Origin of the sequence: Deinococcus aerius (assembly GCF_002897375.1) — a bacterium.
Classification (GTDB): domain Bacteria; phylum Deinococcota; class Deinococci; order Deinococcales; family Deinococcaceae; genus Deinococcus; species Deinococcus aerius.
Map to the genome: position 1 here is coordinate 183,913 of NZ_BFAG01000002.1, position 16,780 is coordinate 200,692.

The 16,780-nt window shown below is 70.8% G+C and carries 23 protein-coding genes; 18 read left to right on the forward strand and 5 right to left on the reverse strand.

Translation table 11 applies throughout. The annotated features are described in order from the left end of the window. Positions 1-36 precede the first annotated feature (36 nt). The 4 genes from DAERI_RS22260 to DAERI_RS03735 form a co-directional block, all read right to left on the reverse strand. Positions 37-198 (reverse strand): hypothetical protein, encoded by a 162-nt coding sequence (locus DAERI_RS22260; protein ID WP_171029496.1) that lies wholly within the window; start codon positions 196-198, stop codon positions 37-39. A gap of 109 nt (positions 199-307) precedes the next feature. Then, positions 308-553, reverse strand: a complete 246-nt coding sequence (locus tag DAERI_RS03725; RefSeq protein ID WP_103128086.1) for a DUF2171 domain-containing protein — start codon at positions 551-553, stop codon at positions 308-310. Between the two features lie 168 nt (positions 554-721). Next, positions 722-943: a hypothetical protein gene (locus DAERI_RS03730; RefSeq protein ID WP_103128087.1), complete on the reverse strand. Its 222-nt coding sequence runs from the start codon at positions 941-943 to the stop codon at positions 722-724. 324 nt (positions 944-1,267) lie between these two features. Beyond that, positions 1,268-1,513, reverse strand: a complete 246-nt coding sequence (locus DAERI_RS03735; RefSeq protein ID WP_103128088.1) for a DUF2171 domain-containing protein — start codon at positions 1,511-1,513, stop codon at positions 1,268-1,270. Positions 1,514-1,635: 122 nt separating this feature from the next. On the opposite strand from DAERI_RS03735, the gene DAERI_RS03740 reads away from it, so the two are divergent. The 18 genes from DAERI_RS03740 to DAERI_RS03820 all read left to right on the forward strand — a co-directional run bounded on the left by DAERI_RS03740 (position 1,636) and on the right by DAERI_RS03820 (position 15,742). Continuing rightward, the gene (locus DAERI_RS03740) at positions 1,636-4,182 is read left to right on the forward strand and encodes a heavy metal translocating P-type ATPase (RefSeq protein ID WP_103128089.1); all 2,547 of its coding nucleotides are present in this window, start codon (positions 1,636-1,638) and stop codon (positions 4,180-4,182) included. Positions 4,183-4,185: 3 nt separating this feature from the next. Then, on the forward strand, positions 4,186-4,440 hold the full coding sequence (locus tag DAERI_RS03745) for a glutaredoxin family protein (protein ID WP_103128090.1): 255 nt from the start codon (positions 4,186-4,188) through the stop codon (positions 4,438-4,440). After that, a complete protein-coding gene (locus DAERI_RS03750) occupies positions 4,437-5,168 on the forward strand; it encodes a ZIP family metal transporter (RefSeq protein WP_171029498.1) in 732 nt (243 codons plus the stop codon). Before DAERI_RS03745 ends, DAERI_RS03750 begins: the two co-directional genes overlap by 4 nt. Beyond that, positions 5,165-5,695 (forward strand): signal peptidase II, encoded by a 531-nt coding sequence (locus tag DAERI_RS03755; RefSeq protein ID WP_235610243.1) that lies wholly within the window; start codon positions 5,165-5,167, stop codon positions 5,693-5,695. The genes DAERI_RS03750 and DAERI_RS03755 overlap by 4 nt, the downstream gene beginning before the upstream one ends. Beyond that, positions 5,692-6,198 (forward strand): thioredoxin-like domain-containing protein, encoded by a 507-nt coding sequence (locus tag DAERI_RS03760; RefSeq protein WP_103128091.1) that lies wholly within the window; start codon positions 5,692-5,694, stop codon positions 6,196-6,198. Before DAERI_RS03755 ends, DAERI_RS03760 begins: the two co-directional genes overlap by 4 nt. After that, entirely contained in the window at positions 6,168-6,800 is a 633-nt protein-coding gene (locus DAERI_RS03765) for a DUF305 domain-containing protein (RefSeq protein ID WP_103128092.1), read from the forward strand. Before DAERI_RS03760 ends, DAERI_RS03765 begins: the two co-directional genes overlap by 31 nt. After that, complete coding sequence (locus DAERI_RS03770; protein WP_103128093.1) at positions 6,793-7,686, forward strand: cation diffusion facilitator family transporter; 894 nt, start codon at positions 6,793-6,795, stop codon at positions 7,684-7,686. Before DAERI_RS03765 ends, DAERI_RS03770 begins: the two co-directional genes overlap by 8 nt. Further along, a complete protein-coding gene (locus DAERI_RS03775) occupies positions 7,683-7,934 on the forward strand; it encodes a hypothetical protein (RefSeq protein WP_103128094.1) in 252 nt (83 codons plus the stop codon). The genes DAERI_RS03770 and DAERI_RS03775 overlap by 4 nt, the downstream gene beginning before the upstream one ends. A gap of 27 nt (positions 7,935-7,961) precedes the next feature. After that, entirely contained in the window at positions 7,962-8,384 is a 423-nt protein-coding gene (locus DAERI_RS03780; RefSeq protein WP_103128095.1) for a divalent metal cation transporter, read from the forward strand. Beyond that, positions 8,381-9,007 carry an SCO family protein gene (locus tag DAERI_RS03785; protein WP_103128096.1) on the forward strand — a complete coding sequence of 209 codons (627 nt, stop codon included), beginning with the start codon at positions 8,381-8,383 and terminating at the stop codon, positions 9,005-9,007. The genes DAERI_RS03780 and DAERI_RS03785 overlap by 4 nt, the downstream gene beginning before the upstream one ends. Positions 9,008-9,042: 35 nt before the next feature. After that, positions 9,043-9,405 carry an ArsR/SmtB family transcription factor gene (locus DAERI_RS03790; protein ID WP_103128300.1) on the forward strand — a complete coding sequence of 121 codons (363 nt, stop codon included), beginning with the start codon at positions 9,043-9,045 and terminating at the stop codon, positions 9,403-9,405. Continuing rightward, positions 9,402-9,821 carry a hypothetical protein gene (locus DAERI_RS03795; protein WP_103128097.1) on the forward strand — a complete coding sequence of 140 codons (420 nt, stop codon included), beginning with the start codon at positions 9,402-9,404 and terminating at the stop codon, positions 9,819-9,821. Before DAERI_RS03790 ends, DAERI_RS03795 begins: the two co-directional genes overlap by 4 nt. 43 nt (positions 9,822-9,864) lie before the next feature. Beyond that, positions 9,865-10,752: a cation diffusion facilitator family transporter gene (locus DAERI_RS03800; protein WP_103128098.1), complete on the forward strand. Its 888-nt coding sequence runs from the start codon at positions 9,865-9,867 to the stop codon at positions 10,750-10,752. Then, entirely contained in the window at positions 10,752-12,221 is a 1,470-nt protein-coding gene (gene lnt / locus DAERI_RS03805) for an apolipoprotein N-acyltransferase (protein WP_201262713.1), read from the forward strand. Before DAERI_RS03800 ends, lnt begins: the two co-directional genes overlap by 1 nt. Positions 12,222-12,297: 76 nt before the next feature. Further along, positions 12,298-12,486, forward strand: coding sequence for a hypothetical protein (locus DAERI_RS21905; RefSeq protein WP_129117510.1), 189 nt, complete (start codon positions 12,298-12,300; stop codon positions 12,484-12,486). A 784-nt stretch (positions 12,487-13,270) separates the two neighbouring features. Further along, on the forward strand, positions 13,271-13,525 hold the full coding sequence (locus DAERI_RS03810; protein WP_103128099.1) for a glutaredoxin family protein: 255 nt from the start codon (positions 13,271-13,273) through the stop codon (positions 13,523-13,525). Between the two features lie 243 nt (positions 13,526-13,768). Further along, positions 13,769-14,047, forward strand: a complete 279-nt coding sequence (locus DAERI_RS03815) for a hypothetical protein (protein ID WP_129117511.1) — start codon at positions 13,769-13,771, stop codon at positions 14,045-14,047. Between the two features lie 354 nt (positions 14,048-14,401). Next, positions 14,402-15,742 carry a peptidoglycan D,D-transpeptidase FtsI family protein gene (locus tag DAERI_RS03820; RefSeq protein WP_103128101.1) on the forward strand — a complete coding sequence of 447 codons (1,341 nt, stop codon included), beginning with the start codon at positions 14,402-14,404 and terminating at the stop codon, positions 15,740-15,742. A 12-nt stretch (positions 15,743-15,754) separates the two neighbouring features. Here the strand turns inward: DAERI_RS03820 and DAERI_RS03825 are convergent, their stop codons facing one another. Beyond that, the gene (locus DAERI_RS03825) at positions 15,755-16,735 is read right to left on the reverse strand and encodes a c-type cytochrome (RefSeq protein ID WP_221274120.1); all 981 of its coding nucleotides are present in this window, start codon (positions 16,733-16,735) and stop codon (positions 15,755-15,757) included. Positions 16,736-16,780: the final 45 nt, after the last annotated feature.

Consider the following 16,780-nt stretch of genomic DNA (forward strand, 5'->3'; position numbering starts at 1 on the left):
CTCTCACCGGGCCGGTCCAGGTCGGCGAAGGGGCCGTCAGGCGCCCTGCGCGAGCAGAGGAGACAGCTCAACGTGGTCCCGCCCCAGCACGTTGACGTGCTCGAACAGCAGCGGTGACCGCCGCACGACATCCTCCAGCAACACGGTGGCCCCCGCCGCCTTCAGGTGATTCAGGATGGTGTCGAGGCCGCCCTTCATGGCACCGAGACGTTCAGGGGCGCATCGCGGGGATGTGACGGCCACACACGCCGCCTGACCGGAGAGGGGGCAAGGAGCGGCCGGGTGGCCGCTCCTTCCGTCTTACGTCTTACTGCCGGTGTTCGGGGTGGGGGTCCTCGCTCAGCCACTGCTGATGCACCTGCTCGTGGTTCAGCTTCAGGTGCACATGCTCGTCCACGTGATCCACCGCGCTCAGCGGCAGCCAGTGGTGCGTCCCCGAGTCGTCCCGGCTCAGCTTGATGTACTCCCCGTCTACCCGGTCCACCTCGCCGTGCCGGTGCCCGTCCGCGCAAATCACCGGCATGTGCTCCTGAATCTGTGCTCCCGTCGTCATGGTCTGACCTCCCTGGGTCCGCCTCCATCCTCCGGTCTCTCCGGGGAGTGGGACAGCCCAAGCGCGACCTTATTCCTCTTTTGTGCGCATGTATGAACAGTTGTTCAGTCAATATGGACGGGCGTGGCTCACCTGTGCCCCCGTGAAGCCGCAGGAGGGCATCCATCCTCAACCGTTCATTCTTCTGCTCACCTGGAAGCCCACCCGGAATTGCCCCTGACCCTCCGCGAGATTCAACAGCAGGGGGTGGTCCAGCGCGAAAGGGAGGACCACGACGAGTACGGCCGTGGGGCTCATGGCTCCCGACCGATGGTCCCGCGCCACGACGAGCATCATGAGCGCGACCGCCACCACGAGGACCGGCACGACTGGGGACACCATGACGAGCATGGCGGGACCACCGCCGGCACCACGATTGAGGGCCTCTGCAAAGCGTCGAAGAGTGCCAAGACTGGATGACCGACAACCTCACCTCTGAATGGCCTCTCCGGGGACCAAGACCTGATGCCTGGCCGGACCATATCTTTGCCTCGTTGAGCGTGTCAGCGTGGCGAACGATGGGGTTCCGGTCATCCGGTGGGGTTAATCGGGCGGTTGAGCGTTCGACCTCTCCCCTTCATGGAGCCGAACGCAGAAGGTCCACCGCCGACCTCTCTCAGGATGGGGCCCGGGGACGTCCGTATGGACGTCCCCGGGCACTGATCTCTTGACGGATTACTGGCGGTGTTCGGGATGGGGGTCCTCACTCAACCACTGCTGGTGGACCTGTTCGTGGCCCAGGTTCAGGTGGACGTGCTGATCCACATGGTCCACGGCACTTATGGGCAGCCAGTGCGGCTGTGCGGAATCGCCCCCCGACAGCTTGATGTACTCCCCGTCCACGCCGTCCACCTGGCCGTGATCCATTCCGTCCGCACACTTCACCGGCATGCCTGGCTTGATCTGCGACTGCATCGTCATCGGGTGCCTCCTGTCCAGACAGCGTACGTTCTTCTTTCCAAGGTGGAAATGAGCCTCCTGTCAACCCCGCTTCATGGCTGAACAGACTTACATATGAATGTTCACTCAGGTATACTGAACCCATGACGGCCTCACCCCCCCGCCCAGATGCCCCTTTGCCGGAGACCGCTCACCTGACCTATTTCGTGGACGGGATGGACTGTGCGAGTTGCGTGCAAAAAGTCGAGCGCATGATGGCCACGCTGCCCGGCGCGAGCGGCGTCAAAACGAGCTTCAACAAGCAGACGCTCGACCTGGACCTCGACGAGACCCGGACTTCACGCACAACCCTGGAACAAAATCTCCAGGCGCTGGGTTACACACCTGAATTGCTGAGCCGTGCCGCCCCCCTCACCCCGATCGAGGACCTCTCCCACCTGACCTACTTCGTGGACGGGATGGATTGTGCGAGTTGCGTGCAGAAGGTCGAACGCATGATGGCCACCGTGCCGGGCGCGAGCGGCGTGAAGACCAGCTTCAACAAGCAGACCCTGGAACTCGACCTCGACGAGCGCCAGACCCCTCGCGCCCTGCTGGAGCGCAACCTGCACTCCCTGGGCTACACCCCTTCCCTGCAGGGAGGAGCGGCCTCTCCGTCCGCCGCCAAGAGCCACGAGGGCCATGACCACGCGGGGCAGGACCACCACGACCACGATCACGGCAGCCACGATCACGACCCCGGGGGTCATGGTCACACCCACGAGATCCCCAAACCGGGTCAGCCCTGGTACGCGACCGGGCAGGGCAAGCTGGTCGTGACCTCCGGCGTGCTGCTCGCCCTGGCCTGGCTGTTCGGCTTTATCGAGCCTCAGTTCGCCACCGTCGGTTTTATCGCCGCGACCTTGATCGGCGTGTGGCCGCTGGCGAAGAAGGCGGTGGCGAGTGCCCGCTTCGGGGACTACTTCAGCATCAACACGCTGGTGAGCCTCGCCGCCCTCGGCGCTATCCTGATCGGGGAAGCGGCCGAGGGCGCGGTCGTCGTGTTCTTCTTCGCGGTCGGCGAACTCCTGGAGGGCATCGCCGCCGGTCGGGCCCGCGCCGGGATTCAGGCGCTCGCAGCGCTGGCTCCCAAGACGGCCCTGCTCGTTGAAGGTCAGGGCACCCGCGAGGTACCTGCCAATGCCCTGCGGGTCGGGCAGACCGTGCAGGTGAATCCGGGGGCGCGGGTGCCCGCCGACGGCACCATCCTGAGCGGCACCTCCAGTCTCGACGACAGCCCCGTGACGGGGGAGAGCGTCCCGGTTGTGAAGAGCGCGGGGAACAGCGTGTACGCGGGCAGCATCAACACCGACGGGGTGCTGACCGTGCGGGTGGATAAGGCCGCCAGCGACAACACCATCGCCCGGATCATTCACATGGTCGAGGAGGCGGAGGGCAGCAAGGCGCCCACCGCGCGCTTCATCGACCGCTTCAGCCGGTACTACACCCCCGGGGTGGTGGCGGTGTCCGCCCTGGTCGCCCTGGTTCCGCCCCTGTTCTTCGGAGCCCAGTGGCACCCTTGGCTCTACAAGGGGATCGCCCTGCTGCTGATCGGTTGCCCCTGCGCCCTGGTCCTGAGTGTGCCTGCGGCCATCACCAGCGGGATCAGCGCGGGAACCCGGCGCGGACTGCTGATCAAGGGCGGGGCCGCGCTGGAGAGCATCGGGAGCGTCAAGACGGTCGCGTTCGACAAGACCGGGACGCTGACGGCCGGGAAGCCGCGCGTGACCGACGTCCTTGGGGTGAACCTGGACCGCAACGAGGTGCTGCGCCTGGCCGCCGCCGTGGAGTCGGGCAGCAGTCACCCGCTGGCCAAGGCCATCACGGACGCCGCCCGGCAGGGTGGCCTCACCCTGCCCCCCGTCACGGACGCGCAGGCAATTCCCGGCAAGGCGGTCACGGCCACCGTCGAGGGCCGGACGCTCAGCGTCAGCTCGCCGCGGCACGCGGATACGTTCGCTCCCTTGCCCGGCAGCGTGCGGGCGAAGATCACGGCGTTCGAGGAGCAGGGCCGCACGGCGGTCGTGCTGCGGGACGGGACTGTTCCCCTGGGTGTCATCGCCATCCGCGACGAGCCCCGTCCTGACGCCCGGGAGGCCATCGCGCAGCTTCGCGGGCTGGGCGTCCAGACGGTGATGCTCACCGGGGACAATGCCCGTACCGGGCAGGCCATCGCCTCTGACCTCGGGATGGACGTGCGGGCCGAGTTGCTGCCCGAGGACAAGCTGCGTTTGATCGCGGATCTGAAGGCGAAGGGGGGCGTGGCGATGGTGGGGGACGGTATCAACGACGCGCCCGCGCTGGCCCAGTCGGACGTGGGCATCGCGATGGGCGGCGGCACCGACGTGGCCCTGGAGACCGCCGACGCCGCCCTGCTGCAAGAACGCGTCACCGGCGTCGCCCATCTGGTCTCCCTGTCACGCGCCACCATGCAGAACATCAAGGTGAACATCGCCTTCGCGCTGGGCCTCAAGGCGATCTTCCTGGTCACGACCCTGCTGGGGTACACCAACCTGTGGATGGCGATTCTGGCCGACACCGGCGCGACCGCCATCGTCACGGCCAACGCCCTGCGCCTGCTGCGCTGGAAGGGGGGCGGTCCCGCCGCCCCCCGCACCGTCACCGCCGCCCCGACCCCCACCCGCGCCTGAGCCATGCCCGAGATCACGCTCTACACCGTCCCGAACTGCGCGGACTGCCAGGCCATCAAGCGGCTGCTGACCCGCCAGGGCGCCGCCTTTACTGAGAAGAACGTGCGAGGGGACCCGCAGGCCCTGGCGGAGATGCAGGCCAGGGCGCAGGTCCGCATCGCCCCCGTCACCGTGATCGGCGAGCAGGCCTTTTACGGCCCCTTCGACGACCAGCGCCCGCGGATTCTGGCGGCCCTGCGGGGAGAGACCGCCGCTTGAACGCCCTCACCGTGCAACTCCTGTCCCTCACGTCGATCCCGGTGGCGGCCACCTTGCTCGGGGGCGTCCTCGCCAGCTACCGAACCCCCGGCGAGCGGCTGCGCTCCTTCGTCCAGCACTTCGCCGCGGGCGTGGTGTTCGCCGCCGTGGCGGGCGAACTGCTGCCGGAAATCACCCGGGGCCACCAGCCGCTCGGCGTGGTGATCGGCTTCTCGCTGGGCGTGGGCCTGATGCTCGTCATCCGGCACCTGGCCGGGCGCCTGGAACGTCCGGCAGCGGGCGGCTCCGCCCCGCGTGGGAACGTCGGCCTGGTGACCGTGGTGGGCCTCGACGTGCTGATCGACGGGCTGCTGATCGGGGTGGGCTTCGCGGCGGGCGCGCGGGTGGGCACGCTGCTGGTGGTGGCCCTGACGCTGGAACTGCTGTTCCTGGGTGTCTCGGTGGCCTCCAGCCTGGGCCAGTCCGGCACATCCCGGGGCCGCACGGTCCTCACCGTGGCCGGGCTGAGCCTGCTGGTGATCGTGGGCGCGCTGCTGGGGGGGACGCTCCTCCAGGGGCTCTCGGGTCTCGCCCTGGAGATCGTGCTGTCCTTTGGCGCGGCGGCCCTGCTGTTCCTGGTGACCGAGGAACTGCTCACCGAGGCGCACGAGGTCAAGGAGACGCCGCCCATCACCGCCGCCTTCTTCGCGGGCTTCGTGGCCCTGTACCTGCTGGAGTTGGCGTCGTGAGGTGGGGGCCCCTGCTGCTGATCGCGGCCCTGCTGGCCCTGGAGGGAGGGCTCAAGGCCTGGGCCGCGGCGAACCTGACCCCGGGCGTGGACCGCCCCTTGGTGCCCGGCCTGCTGCACCTGGGCTTCACCCTGAACCCCGGCATGGCCTGGGGCCTGCTGGGCGGCCTGACCTCCCCGCTGGCCCTCCTGCGCCTGCTGGTCGGCCTGGGGATCGTGGCCGGCCTGCTCTCCGGCCGGCTCCCCACCGGGCGCGTCTGGCCGCTCGCGCTGATCGCGGCGGGGGCGCTCGGGAACGCCTTGGACGGCCTGACTCGCGGTGCGGTCGTCGATTACCTCACTGCCCCCGTGCTGGACGTGGTCGCGCGGCCGCTGACGGGCCGCCCCTTTCCCATCTTCAACCTGTCGGACGTGCTGGTCTGTACGGGCACCCTCTGGCTGCTGCTGCACGCCCGGCGGATGGAACGCCGCGCTGGACATTCCGCCTCTGACCGGTGTGCTACCTCTCAACCCAAGGAGAATTCATGAACCGAACTGTCCTGCTGACCCTGCCCGCCCTGCTCGCGCTTGCCTCCTGCAACCGGGGAGGCGGTGAGATTGAGGGCGTCCAGAGCTTCCAGAACAAGGGGGGAGCCCACCAGGAGGGGCGCATCACCTACGCGCAGACGCCCCCGGCGGGCGGACCCCACAACCCCGCCTGGCAGAACTGCGGCGTGTACGACCGCCCGCTCTACGACGAGTACGCCGTGCACAGCCTGGAGCACGGGGCGGTGTGGCTCAGCTACCAGCCGGGCCTGCCCGCCGATCAGGTCGGGGCCCTGAAGACACTGGTGGAGGGACGCTCCTACACCCTGCTCTCGCCCCACGAGTCGCAGAAGGCCCCCCTCGTCCTCACGGCCTGGAACAGGCAGCTCGTGGTGCAGGACGTCTCGGACCCCCGGGTGAAGCAGTTCCTCCAGACGTATGAGCAGGGGGGCGAAGCCCCGGAGATCGGGGCCTCATGCAGCGGCGCGTACAACGGCACGGTCTAACCGCCTGGGCGGGTGGGGTGCTGGCCGCGGCGGTCCTCGGCGTGGGCGCGGCCGTCACTTGGCCCCGCCCGCCCGCCGAGGGGAGTTCCGAGGTCAGCTTTGCCCGGGACATGAGCGCGCACCATGCGCAGGCCGTGGACATGAGCGTGACGCTGGTCAAGCGGGCGGCGGACCCGGCGATCCGGCTGCTGGCTCAGGACATCCTGCTGGGGCAGCAGGCGCAGATCGGGCAGATGCAGGGCTGGCTGATGGCCTGGGGGCGCCCGCTGGCGGGCCGGGAGGCCCCGATGGCGGGCATGGACCGCGCCCGCATGGGCCTGGCGTCTGACGGGGACGTGCGGCAGCTCCGGCACCTCCCCGTCAACACGGCGCAGACCCGCTACCTGGTCTTGATGCGCCGCCACCATCAGGGGGGCGTGGCGATGGCGAAGTCGGCCCTGACGACCGTGAAGCGCCCGGAGGTCCGGGCCTTCGCCGAGCGGGTGGTGGCGGCCCAGACCTCGGAGATTCAGGCCATCGACGCGCTGCTCGGGAAGCGCATGGCGGGGGGGGAAGCCCAACCGGAAATGCAGCCGGAGATGGACGGCATGACCCATGAGTGAGCACGGGCACAGCCACGGCGCGAACGCCAGCGCGCGGCAGCTCCGCCTGGCCCTCGCCCTGACCGGCACGTTCCTGGTCGTCGAGGTCATCTACGGCTTCCTGTCGGGCAGCCTGGCGCTCCTCTCGGACGCCGGGCACATGCTGACCGACGTGATGGCGCTGGTCCTGTCGCTCTTCGCGATTCGGATCGGCCAGCGGGCGGCGGACGGGCAGCGCACCTTCGGGTACCGCCGGGCCGAGATCCTGGCGGCGGCCGTGAACGCCGGGGCGCTGTTCGCCATCGGGCTGTACATCCTCTTCGAGGCGTACCGCCGGTTGCGCGAGCCGGTGGAGGTGCAGAGTACCACCATGCTGGTCGTGGCCGTCCTCGGGCTGATCGTGAACCTGATCAGCGCGCGCCTGCTCGCCTCGGGCAGCGAACACAGCCTGAACGTGAAGTCCGCGTACCTGGAGGTCATGGGAGACTTGCTGGGCTCGGTGGCCGTGATCGTGGGAGCGCTGGTGATCCGCTTCACGGGCCTGACCTGGGTGGACCCGGTGCTGGGCGCCTTGATCGGGCTGTGGGTCCTGCCGCGCACCTGGGTTCTGCTCAGGGCCAGCGTGAACGTGCTGCTCGAAGGGGTGCCGGAGGGCGTGAACCTGGACCGCCTGCGGGCGGAACTCGCGGCCCTGCCCGGCGTGCGGGAGGTGCACGACCTGCACGTCTGGAGCGTGACCAGCGGCCTGCACAGCCTCACCGCCCACCTGGTGGTGGCGGGCCAGCCGGCGGCGGACCTGCTGCCCAGGGTTCATGCCATTGCCGAGCGCCACGGCATCGAGCACAGCACGGTGCAGGTGGAACCCCCGGACACCCACGCCGGACACAAGGACCACCTTCACCCGTGAAGCGGCGGCGGCAGGCCGACCTGCTGGTCCAGGCCAACGGGCTGACGGACGTCGCGCTGGCGGTCGCCACCTTCCGCCACCAGCATGTCGCGCTGGGCCTGGCGTACGGCGGTCTCGGACTGGTCTGGCTGCTGAGCGCCGTCCGGCAGTGGCGCTGGCACCCCCGGCCCGCCGACCTGCGGCGCCTGGCCGTCGGCCTCGGCCTGGCCCTGCTGCTGCTCCTGGCCGAACTGCTGTCCTTCTTTTAAAGGAGCCCCTCATGCGCGAGCCTCACCATGTCTGATGCCCTCCCGTCCGAACTGGAGCGGCGCGAGACCAAACAGCACCTGCTGCGGTCGCTGGGTCCCGGCCTGATCACCGGCGCCTCCGACGACGATCCCAGCGGCATCGCCACCTCTTCCCAGGTGGGCGCCCAGTTCGGGTCCGGCCTGCGGTGGTCGATGCTGTTCTCCTCCCCGTGGATGGCCACCATTCAAGAGGTCAGTGCCCGGCTGGGGCGGGTCACCGGCCACGGCATCGGCGGGAACCTGCGCCGCCACGACCCGCCGGGGTGGCTGTGGAGTGTCACGGCCCTCCTGATCGTCGCCAACATCATCAACCTGGGCGCGGACAGTGGGGCGGTCCGCCCTGTGCGGGTCGCGGCCCCCCGCTCTCGCCCTCGACCTTCCCCCTTCCGGAAAGGAGAACTGTTCCTATGACCGCTCCCCCCACCCGTCCCGTCTGGCAGTCCCTCCTGTGGGCACTCCTGGCCGTCACCCTGCTGCTGGGCGGCGCCTGGGCCTACGCCCGGCTGAAAAACCCCTTCCCCTTCTACGGCACGGTGTATGACGCGGAGACGACCGCGCCCGCCCTGACCGGCACCGGGGAGGACGGCCGACCCTTCGCCTTGAGCGGCCTCAAGGGGCAAACCGTGGCCGTCTTTTTCGGCTTCCTGCACTGCCCGAACATCTGCCCGACCACCCTGGCCGCCCTGGAACGGGTCCGCCAGGCCCTCCCGGAAGCGGACCGGGCCAATTTCCGCTCCGTGCTCGTCACCCTCGACCCCGCCCGGGACGACGTGGGCAAGCTGCGGGAGTACGTCCGGTTCTTCAGCCCGTCGGCCAAAGGGGTCTTCATTCCTGAACCTCAACTCGCCGACACCGCCGCCGACTGGGGCGTGGGCTACCAGAAGGCCGACGTGAAGGGCCTGAGCTACCAGATCAACCACACCACCGGCGTGTACCTGATCGACCGCGAGGGCCGGCGGCGGGTGGTCTGGGACTACACCCAGCTCACCAAGGTGGACCGTGTGGCGGCCGACGTGCGGGAGGTGATGCGGTGACGGTCCCGGCTCCCACGGTGCGCTACCCTGTGGACATGAGAACCGCTTCTCAAGACGACGCGTGCGAGGTCACCTGCGTCCACCCTGAGGCGGTCGCGCGCGCCCGCGCTGGCCTGCCCGATGCCGCATGCGTCGAGGACGCCACCACGCTCCTCAAGATCATCGCCGATCCCACCCGATTCCGCATTCTCAGCGCCCTGAACGCCGAGGAGCTGTGCGTCTGTGATCTGTCCGCCGTGGTCGGAATCAGCGAGAGTGCGGTCAGCCACCAACTTCGGCTCCTGCGCGCCCACCGCCTGGTGGCCTTTCGCAAGGAGGGGCGCGTCGCCTACTACCGCCTGCTGGACCAGCACATCAACGGGTTGATCGGCGGGGCGGTGGACCACGTGCGCGAATGAGACCCGTTTTCACCGGGCTGGCCGCGGCGCTGCTGGGGCTGCTCGGCTTGGGCGGCTGGTGGTCCGCGGGGGAACGTCGCTGGCAGGGGGACCTCTTCTGCATCGGGCGGCCTGGAACCCTCTGGAACGGGCTGGCCCCCCTGCCGCCCGGCCTGACGCCCGAGTGCCCGACGTACAGCCGGACCTACCGGGCGGAGGTTCGCCGGGGGGAGGCCCGGGTGGAGATGTACCGCCTGCCCGGGTGGCAGCCGAAAGCCCTCCTCGACCCCTTCAAACGCGCGGGGTATGGACAGCTCACCGACGACGCCCTGCCGGGCAACTACACGGCGTTTCTGGACCGGGGCGGGGAGATGCTCCAGTACCACGCCGTGCAGGAGGGGGAGACCACCCTCATCACCATCAGCGGCCAGCCGTAGCCCGCCGGGGCTTCGTCACCCCCGGCTGACCCCAAGGAGTCCTGTGGACCGTACCCTCCGACTGGCCCGGTACAGCCTGCTGCTGGGCCTGCTGATTCTCGCGCTCAAGGCGGGCGCGTACCTGCTGACCGGCAGCGTCGCGCTGTACTCCGACGCGCTGGAGAGCATTATCAACGTCGTCGCCTCCGCGGCGGCCCTCTTCGCCCTCTCGGTCGCGCGCAAGCCCGCCGACGCGGGCCACCCCTACGGCCACGCCAAGGCCGAGTATTTCTCCGCCGTGCTCGAAGGCGTCTTGATCGTCCTGGCGGCCGTGAGCATCCTTTACAGCGCGTCCCAGGACCTGAGGGCGCCCAAGCCGCTGGAGGGACTGGGGCTGGGCCTGCTCGTCTCGCTGGGGGCGACCTTGCTCAACGCGGGCTACGGGACCTACCTCGTCCGCAGCGGGCGGTGGCTGCGCTCCCCCGCCCTGGTCGCGGACGGGCAACACCTGCTCACCGACGTGGTGACGAGCGGGGGCGTCCTCGTCGGCCTGGGGCTGGTGGCGCTCACCGGCTGGACCGTGCTCGACCCGGTCATGGCGATGCTGGTGGCGCTCAACATCCTGTGGGTGGGCGGGCGGCTGGTGCGGTCGTCCGCGCGCAGCCTGCTGGACGAGGCCGCGCCCCCCGAGACGCAGGCGCTGATCCGCCGCCTGGTGGCCGAGCACGCCGAGGGGGCGCTGGAGGCGCACGACCTGCGCACCCGCCACGCGGGACGGCTGACCTTTATCGACTTCCACCTGGTGGTGCCCGAGCACCTCACCGTGGGGCAGGCCCACGCCATCTGTGACCGGCTGGAAGGGGTGATCGAGCGGGAGGTGCCGGACAGTGAGGTCACCATCCATGTGGAGCCGGAGAGCGCGGCCAAGCACCGCGGGGTGCTCGTCCTCTGATGCAGCGGGTTTCGTTCCGTGGCACTTTTCTCCTGCTGGCGTTCCTCGCCGGGGTGGGGCTCTCGTTTACCTTCCCGCCCTCGCCGCTGGGCTGGCTCGCGCCGTTGCCCCTGGCCTGGCTCTTCCGGGCCGTGGCGCGGCACCCGCCAGGCCGGGCCTTTCGCCTGACCTTCGCCTTTGCCACGGGCATTTTCGGGGCGCTGCTGCTGTGGCTGCCCGGCAGCCTGTCGCCCCTCTTCGGGCCCGGGGTGGCGGCGCTGTACCCGGTCCTGGTGGGGGGGCTGGCCCTGATGTGGGCCGGGACGGCGGCCCTCACCCGCCGGTTGATGGGCCGGGCCACGCTCTGGGCCCTGCCCTTCGCCTGGGTGCTGCTGGACAGCGCGCGTGGCCTGGGGCCGTTCGGGTTCACCTGGGGCAGCCTGGGGTACGCGTTCGCGTCCACCCCGCTCGTGCAGCTCGCGGACCTGGGCGGCGTCTCGCTGGTGGGACTGCTCGTCGCGCTCGCGGCGGCGGCCCTGGCCGACCGGCGCCCGCGGGTCCTGCTGGGCGCGGCGGCGCTGCTGTCGCTGGGCACCCTGTACGGCCTCACCCGGCCGCCGGACCCGCCCGCCACGGAGCGGGCCCTCCTGGTGCAGGGCAACGTCGATCCGCGGGCCAAGGCCCAGGGACGCACGGCGGATGAACTGGGACGCTACCTGACGCTGACCCGGGCGGGCCTGGCCGCCGGCCCGGCCCTGGTGGTGTGGCCCGAGACGGCCGCCCCGGCCGCGCCCACCTCACCGGCGGTGGATCGCGCGCTGACGGCGCTGAGGGTGCCACTGCTGCTGGGTGCCCCGACCGAGGAGGGCGGGTACCGCAACAGCGTGTACGCCTTCGCGGGCGGGCAGGTTCGGGGGCGGCAGGACAAGGTGCGGCTGGTGCCGTTCGGGGAGTACTTCCCGGCCCGCGAGCGGCTGGACGGGGCCTACCAGGCTGTGTTCCGCACGCTGGGGCTGCCCGCCCTCACGGGGGCCGTGCCCGGCCGCACCCTGGCGCCGCTGCCGGTGGGCAGTGTGCGGGCGGGTGCGCTGATCTGCTACGAGTCGACCTTCCCGGCCCTCGCGCGTGCCCAGGTGCGGCGGGGCGCGCGGGTCCTGGCGGTGGTGTCGAACGACGCCTGGTTCGGGCCGTCGGTGGGGGCCGAGCAGCACTTCCAGATGGGGCGGGTGCGGGCCATCGAGACCCGGCGCTGGCTGCTGCGGGCGGGCAACGACGGGGTGACGGCGGCCATCGCGCCCTCGGGGCGGGTCACGGCCCGGCTGCCGCGGCGGGTCGCGGGGGCGCTGCCGGTCTTCTTCGCGCAGACCACCACGGTCACCCCGTACGTCCGGTGGGGGGAGTGGGTCACGGCGCTGAGCGTGCTGGCGCTGCTGGGGTTGGGGCTGGGTCCGCGCGGATGGGTTCGCCCCGGAACAGGGCCAGCCTCGTGAGGGTTGAGGTCAGGGTCCGCCCCTCCCCGTTGAACCCTGCGAGCCCACCCGGCGTACCTCAAAGGAGGCCCCCTGCATGAACGACCAGCAGAAAGACCAGCACGAAGCGCCAGCGCGGGCCGGGGGCCACGCGCCCCAGCCGGAACGGCGGGACCTTCAGCCGCCGGAGGACGCCGCCGCCCCCGAGGTTCCGCCGCCACCCGCCCTCAAGCACCGCGTCCTCCAACGCGCGCGGCGTCTGCCGCAGCGGTCGTCCGAACCCTGAGGGAAGGAGGCGGCAGGTGGGCGGGCGTCCAGTGCGGGCGTGGCCATGGGACGGGAAGCAGCGTTGTCGGACGGGCCGAGACGCACGGCTGGGGACGGGTGTGGCCGGGGCCTTCGACCCGCAGCGCGTTCAGCCTGCCCGGAGTGGGCGACACGCTGATCAATCCGACGGTGGGTGGGACGCTCCGGGTCGAGGGTGGGCGTCTGGCCGGTGACCAGAGCGGTGGCCCCAGACGTTGAGGGGCAGCCTCTCCCCTCGTTCGGTCCGCTCGACCGGGATGACGTGGGGAACGGGCCCTCGACTTGTCCGGCTCTTGCGACGGGCCGTGGCGTCGTGGGACGACCCACGGACCAGGCAGGCTCTCCTCATCCGGGTCATGAACCGCCTGCGGACCTTCACCGTGAAGCCCCCTTCGTGGGCCGGGGCAGCGACGGGGTCCTGGTGCTTGATGATGCGGCCGACCGGTGCCCTTGCCTCTCGCGCGGTCATGAGAGGCTGGCGGTACAGGTCCCGTCGCCGGGCCACGGAGGACCCTTAGCGCGGGGTCGTTCCCACCTGAGCTTCTCCCCCACAGTGTCCCTCGGCACGGAGCCGTCCAGAAGAGTCGGCTCGACAACCACGTCCCTTTCAACCTGCTGGTATATATGAACAAACATTCATATAATAGGGCCATGCTTCACGGGCAACTTTTCGGCCGAGGAGGGAGGACGCAGGTGGGGGCAGGTGGACTCAGGCACGGCTGTTCCCAATTCCTCCTCTGCGAGCGGGCGTGGGAGGAACCAGCATGACCACGGTCACCGTGTACACGGCGGGCGCCTGTGCGACCAGCCGGGCCGTAGGGGCCTTCCTGACCCGCCACGCCATTCCCTTCACGGAACAGAACATCGACCACGACGCGCAGGCGCGCGCGGAGCTGCTGGCGCGCGCCGACGTCTCCGCGCTGCCCGTCACCCAGGTCGGCGACCAGATCTTTTCCGGCACCTTCCGGGACCAGCGCGAGGGCATCGCCCGCGCCCTCAGGCTGACGGGGGGACGGTGAACGCCGGGGCCAGGGCGACCTCGCCGCAGCGGCCCATGCCGCGAGGCCGCCCATCCCAGCGGCGGCTTCCGCCCACCCATCCGCGGGTCAGCCGAGCAGAACGGATCGGCCCCACCACCCACCGTCGCCCACAGTGCTGAGCCAGCTCCGGCCCCTCACCGCCGTCAGGCCGCTCACGACCTGGGGACGCGGTGAGGGGGTGGCGCGCCGCTCGGCCCACGCCCAGTGTGGGGGAGCCTGCGGGTGAAGGGAAGCGACCGGCACCGGCGGGCCGAGCGGCTGTGCCTCGCGCTCAGCCTGTCCAACCTGGCGGTCGGCGCGGTCCTGGCCTCGGGGGGCCACCTTGGGATCGGTGCGATCTTCTACGTGCTCGGCACGGTGTTGCTCGCGGGGCGGCTGTCCGGCTGGCCCACACCTTCCAACGACGGGTTCCTGGGGCTGATGATCCTCACCCTGCTGCTCAACGCCCTGATGCTGGGGCAGGGGCTCCAGTGGCTGCTCGCCGGGGGCGCTGGGCCGTGACCCGGGGTGAAGAGCTTCGCCTGTTCCATCCGCATGATCACAGGCCTGCTGAACTGACGCTTCACCCGAATTGGGCAGCCCGCCCTCCGGTCCAACCCGACCGGCCGCCGCTCCCGGGGGTGCGTGTCCTGTCATCCTTGGCTCACCGGCCCCCTTCCGCTTGGGAGTGCGCCCCCACGCGGCGTCCCGGCCGCCCCCGCCGGTTCGGCAACCTGGCCACGACACGGCCCGAGACCCGCCTTCCCCCCAACTTCGCCGTGCGGCCCATCCCATGTGGACGGTCCGCCTTCCCTCGCCGGTCCCGGCGAACCGCGTTGTCCTTCCTCGCCCAGGCCCTCCTGAGAAAGACCTTCCATGTCCCCTTACCCAACTCGTGCTGGCTCCCACCGCCTTGGTCGCCGTGCTGGCGTCCTCGCCGCCCTGTGTCTGCTCGCCTTCGCCGTGTTGGCGGTGGCCTTCGCCCGCATCACGGTCCCCGCTGGCCCCCCGCCCCTCCCGTCCACCCGGCCCACCCGCGGGGAACTGCGCAGCGCCGACGGGCGGGTCCTGGCGCACGGCGCCCTGGACGCCCGGCGTTACCCCCTGGGTCCCCTGGCCGCGCCGGTCATCGGTTTTGTGGGGGCCTCGGCCGGGCTGGAGGGCACGGAGCGGGCGATGAACGGGCGCTTGCAGCGCGGTGAGGCGCTGACCCTCACCCTGGACACCCGCGTGCAGGCCGCCGTTGAAGCCGTCCTGAGCGAGGCCCTGAGGCGCACCGACGCCCAGTTCGCGTCGGCCGCCGTCATGGACACCCGGACGGGCGAGTTGCGTGCCCTGGCGTCGGTGCCGGGCTTCGACCCGGGCGCCTGGACGCAGGTCCCGGCTGACCGTTGGCGCAACCGGGCGGCGCTGGACGAGTACGAGCCGGGCAGTGTGGTTAAGGCGCTCACGGTGGCGGCTCTGCTCGACGAGGACCGGACCACACCTGATCAGACGTACGACACCCCGATGTGGCGCCGCCTCGCCGGGGCCACCATCAACGACCTCGTTCCGCATCCTGCCCGGCTCACAACGCGGCAAATCCTGCGCTACTCCAGCAACGTCGGCATGACCCGGCTCGTGGAGGGCGTGCCCCCGGAGTTGCTGTACCGCTACTTCACCGCGTACGGCTTCGGGCAGCCGGTCCGGCTGGGCCTGCCCGCCGGGGACGGCCTCCTGCGGGACCCGGACGCCTGGAGCGCCCTGTCACAGGCCACCCTGTCCTTCGGGCAGGGACTGACCGCCACCACCCTGCAACTCGTCGCGGCCTTCAACGTGCTGGCCAACGACGGGCGGTACGTTCCCCCGCGCCTCTTCCCCGGCGACGTGGCCGGGGCGAGGCAGGTGCTGCGCCGGGAGACGGCGGCCCGCATGCGCGAGGTGCTGCGTGGGGTGATCGACGACGGCATCCGGGGAAAGGCCGAGTTGCCCGGGTACCACGTGGGCGGGAAGACCGGCACCGCGCAGGTGGCGGTGGACGGCCGCTACAGCGGGGAGGTGTTTTCCAGCACCTTCGCGGGCTTCCTCCCCGCGGCGCAACCGCGCTTCACGGTGGCGGTGATGGTGCGCGGGGCCAAACGCGAGTACCAGGGATCGCAACTCGCCGCCCCCATCTTCCGGGACATCAGCTCCGCCCTGCTGTCCCTGTACGCGTACACGCCGGACGAGCAGCGTTAGCCGACGGGGGCATTACTCGCCTTCCTTCTGCCACCGCTCCAGCACGTCGAGGAGGGCGTTCAGCTCTTCGGGCTTCAGGTTTGGGGAGGCGGGCATGGCGCCCTTGCCGTTCACGATCACGTTTTCGAGGGCCTCCCGCGACAGGGTGGCGACCCGCAGGTTCGGGCCGAGGCCCCCGCCCCCGTTCGGGCCGTGGCAACTCGCGCAGTTGGCAGCGTACACGCGCAGGCCTGGGTCGCTCTCGTTCTGCCTCGCGTGCAGGGAGGTGATCAGGTCGTCGGCGTCGCGTCCCTTGGGGTCGAGGGTCCGGTAGCGTTCGAGCGCCGTCAGCGCGTCCGCGTCCTGCCCGAAGCGGGCGAGCGCGAAGCCCAGCAGGAGCTGCGATTCCGGCTCCTTCGGCGCGAGCTGCGCCGCGGTGCGGATCAACAGGAAGGCCTGCCGCGCGTCCTCGGGTGTGGGCTGTGCGCCGGTCTGCCCCGTCTGCTCGCCTCGCGTCAGGAGCAGGATGCCCAGCCGCCGCAGTGCCTCGGGCTGCCGGGGGTCGAGCTTCAGGGCGTTCCCGTACGCGGTCACCGCCTGCGCGTACCGGGCGGAGTCGAAAGCGGCCCGGCCCCAGGCGAGGTACGCGGCTCCCTCCCCGGTCGTCTCGGCCTTCCTGCGCAGGCCCGGCAGCGCGAGCACGTCCCGCACGTCCTGCACCTCATCCGCCCCGAGAGAGGCGAGCTGCCAGCGTGGCACGAAGGTCACCGCCCCGGCGACGGTGACGAGCGCAGCCACCGCGAGCCCCGCCAGCGCAGCGGCGCGCGTCCGCCTCCCACGTTCCCGGGGAGGAGGAGCGGCTGGCAGGGCGTCGAGGGCCCGCAGGATGAGTGCCGCGCGGCGTTCGAGGTCGGGGCGGCGCGACTCGTCGGTCAAATGAGACAATTCCGCGTACAGGCGGTCACGCTCGGCGGTGAGCCGGTGGCGCTCGGGAGCGTCGGGATCAGTGGGCATGCCACCTCTCAGCGGTTGCAAGACCAGCCATAGCGCGGCCAGGAG

What these genes read in the sequence shown, in the direction of transcription:
- DAERI_RS22260 (WP_171029496.1), bottom strand. Translation starts at nt 198, where the DNA reads ATGAAGGGCGGCCTCGACACCATCCTGAATCACCTGAAGGCGGCGGGG.
- DAERI_RS03725 (WP_103128086.1), bottom strand. Translation starts at nt 553, where the DNA reads ATGACGACGGGAGCACAGATTCAGGAGCACATGCCGGTGATTTGCGCG.
- DAERI_RS03730 (WP_103128087.1), bottom strand. Translation starts at nt 943, where the DNA reads ATGCTCGTCATGGTGTCCCCAGTCGTGCCGGTCCTCGTGGTGGCGGTC.
- DAERI_RS03735 (WP_103128088.1), bottom strand. Translation starts at nt 1,513, where the DNA reads ATGACGATGCAGTCGCAGATCAAGCCAGGCATGCCGGTGAAGTGTGCG.
- DAERI_RS03740 (WP_103128089.1), top strand. Translation starts at nt 1,636, where the DNA reads ATGACGGCCTCACCCCCCCGCCCAGATGCCCCTTTGCCGGAGACCGCT.
- DAERI_RS03745 (WP_103128090.1), top strand. Translation starts at nt 4,186, where the DNA reads ATGCCCGAGATCACGCTCTACACCGTCCCGAACTGCGCGGACTGCCAG.
- DAERI_RS03760 (WP_103128091.1), top strand. Translation starts at nt 5,692, where the DNA reads ATGAACCGAACTGTCCTGCTGACCCTGCCCGCCCTGCTCGCGCTTGCC.
- DAERI_RS03765 (WP_103128092.1), top strand. Translation starts at nt 6,168, where the DNA reads ATGCAGCGGCGCGTACAACGGCACGGTCTAACCGCCTGGGCGGGTGGG.
- DAERI_RS03770 (WP_103128093.1), top strand. Translation starts at nt 6,793, where the DNA reads ATGAGTGAGCACGGGCACAGCCACGGCGCGAACGCCAGCGCGCGGCAG.
- DAERI_RS03780 (WP_103128095.1), top strand. Translation starts at nt 7,962, where the DNA reads ATGTCTGATGCCCTCCCGTCCGAACTGGAGCGGCGCGAGACCAAACAG.
- DAERI_RS03785 (WP_103128096.1), top strand. Translation starts at nt 8,381, where the DNA reads ATGACCGCTCCCCCCACCCGTCCCGTCTGGCAGTCCCTCCTGTGGGCA.
- DAERI_RS03790 (WP_103128300.1), top strand. Translation starts at nt 9,043, where the DNA reads ATGAGAACCGCTTCTCAAGACGACGCGTGCGAGGTCACCTGCGTCCAC.
- DAERI_RS03795 (WP_103128097.1), top strand. Translation starts at nt 9,402, where the DNA reads ATGAGACCCGTTTTCACCGGGCTGGCCGCGGCGCTGCTGGGGCTGCTC.
- lnt (WP_201262713.1), top strand. Translation starts at nt 10,752, where the DNA reads ATGCAGCGGGTTTCGTTCCGTGGCACTTTTCTCCTGCTGGCGTTCCTC.
- DAERI_RS21905 (WP_129117510.1), top strand. Translation starts at nt 12,298, where the DNA reads ATGAACGACCAGCAGAAAGACCAGCACGAAGCGCCAGCGCGGGCCGGG.
- DAERI_RS03810 (WP_103128099.1), top strand. Translation starts at nt 13,271, where the DNA reads ATGACCACGGTCACCGTGTACACGGCGGGCGCCTGTGCGACCAGCCGG.
- DAERI_RS03820 (WP_103128101.1), top strand. Translation starts at nt 14,402, where the DNA reads ATGTCCCCTTACCCAACTCGTGCTGGCTCCCACCGCCTTGGTCGCCGT.
- DAERI_RS03825 (WP_221274120.1), bottom strand. Translation starts at nt 16,735, where the DNA reads ATGCCCACTGATCCCGACGCTCCCGAGCGCCACCGGCTCACCGCCGAG.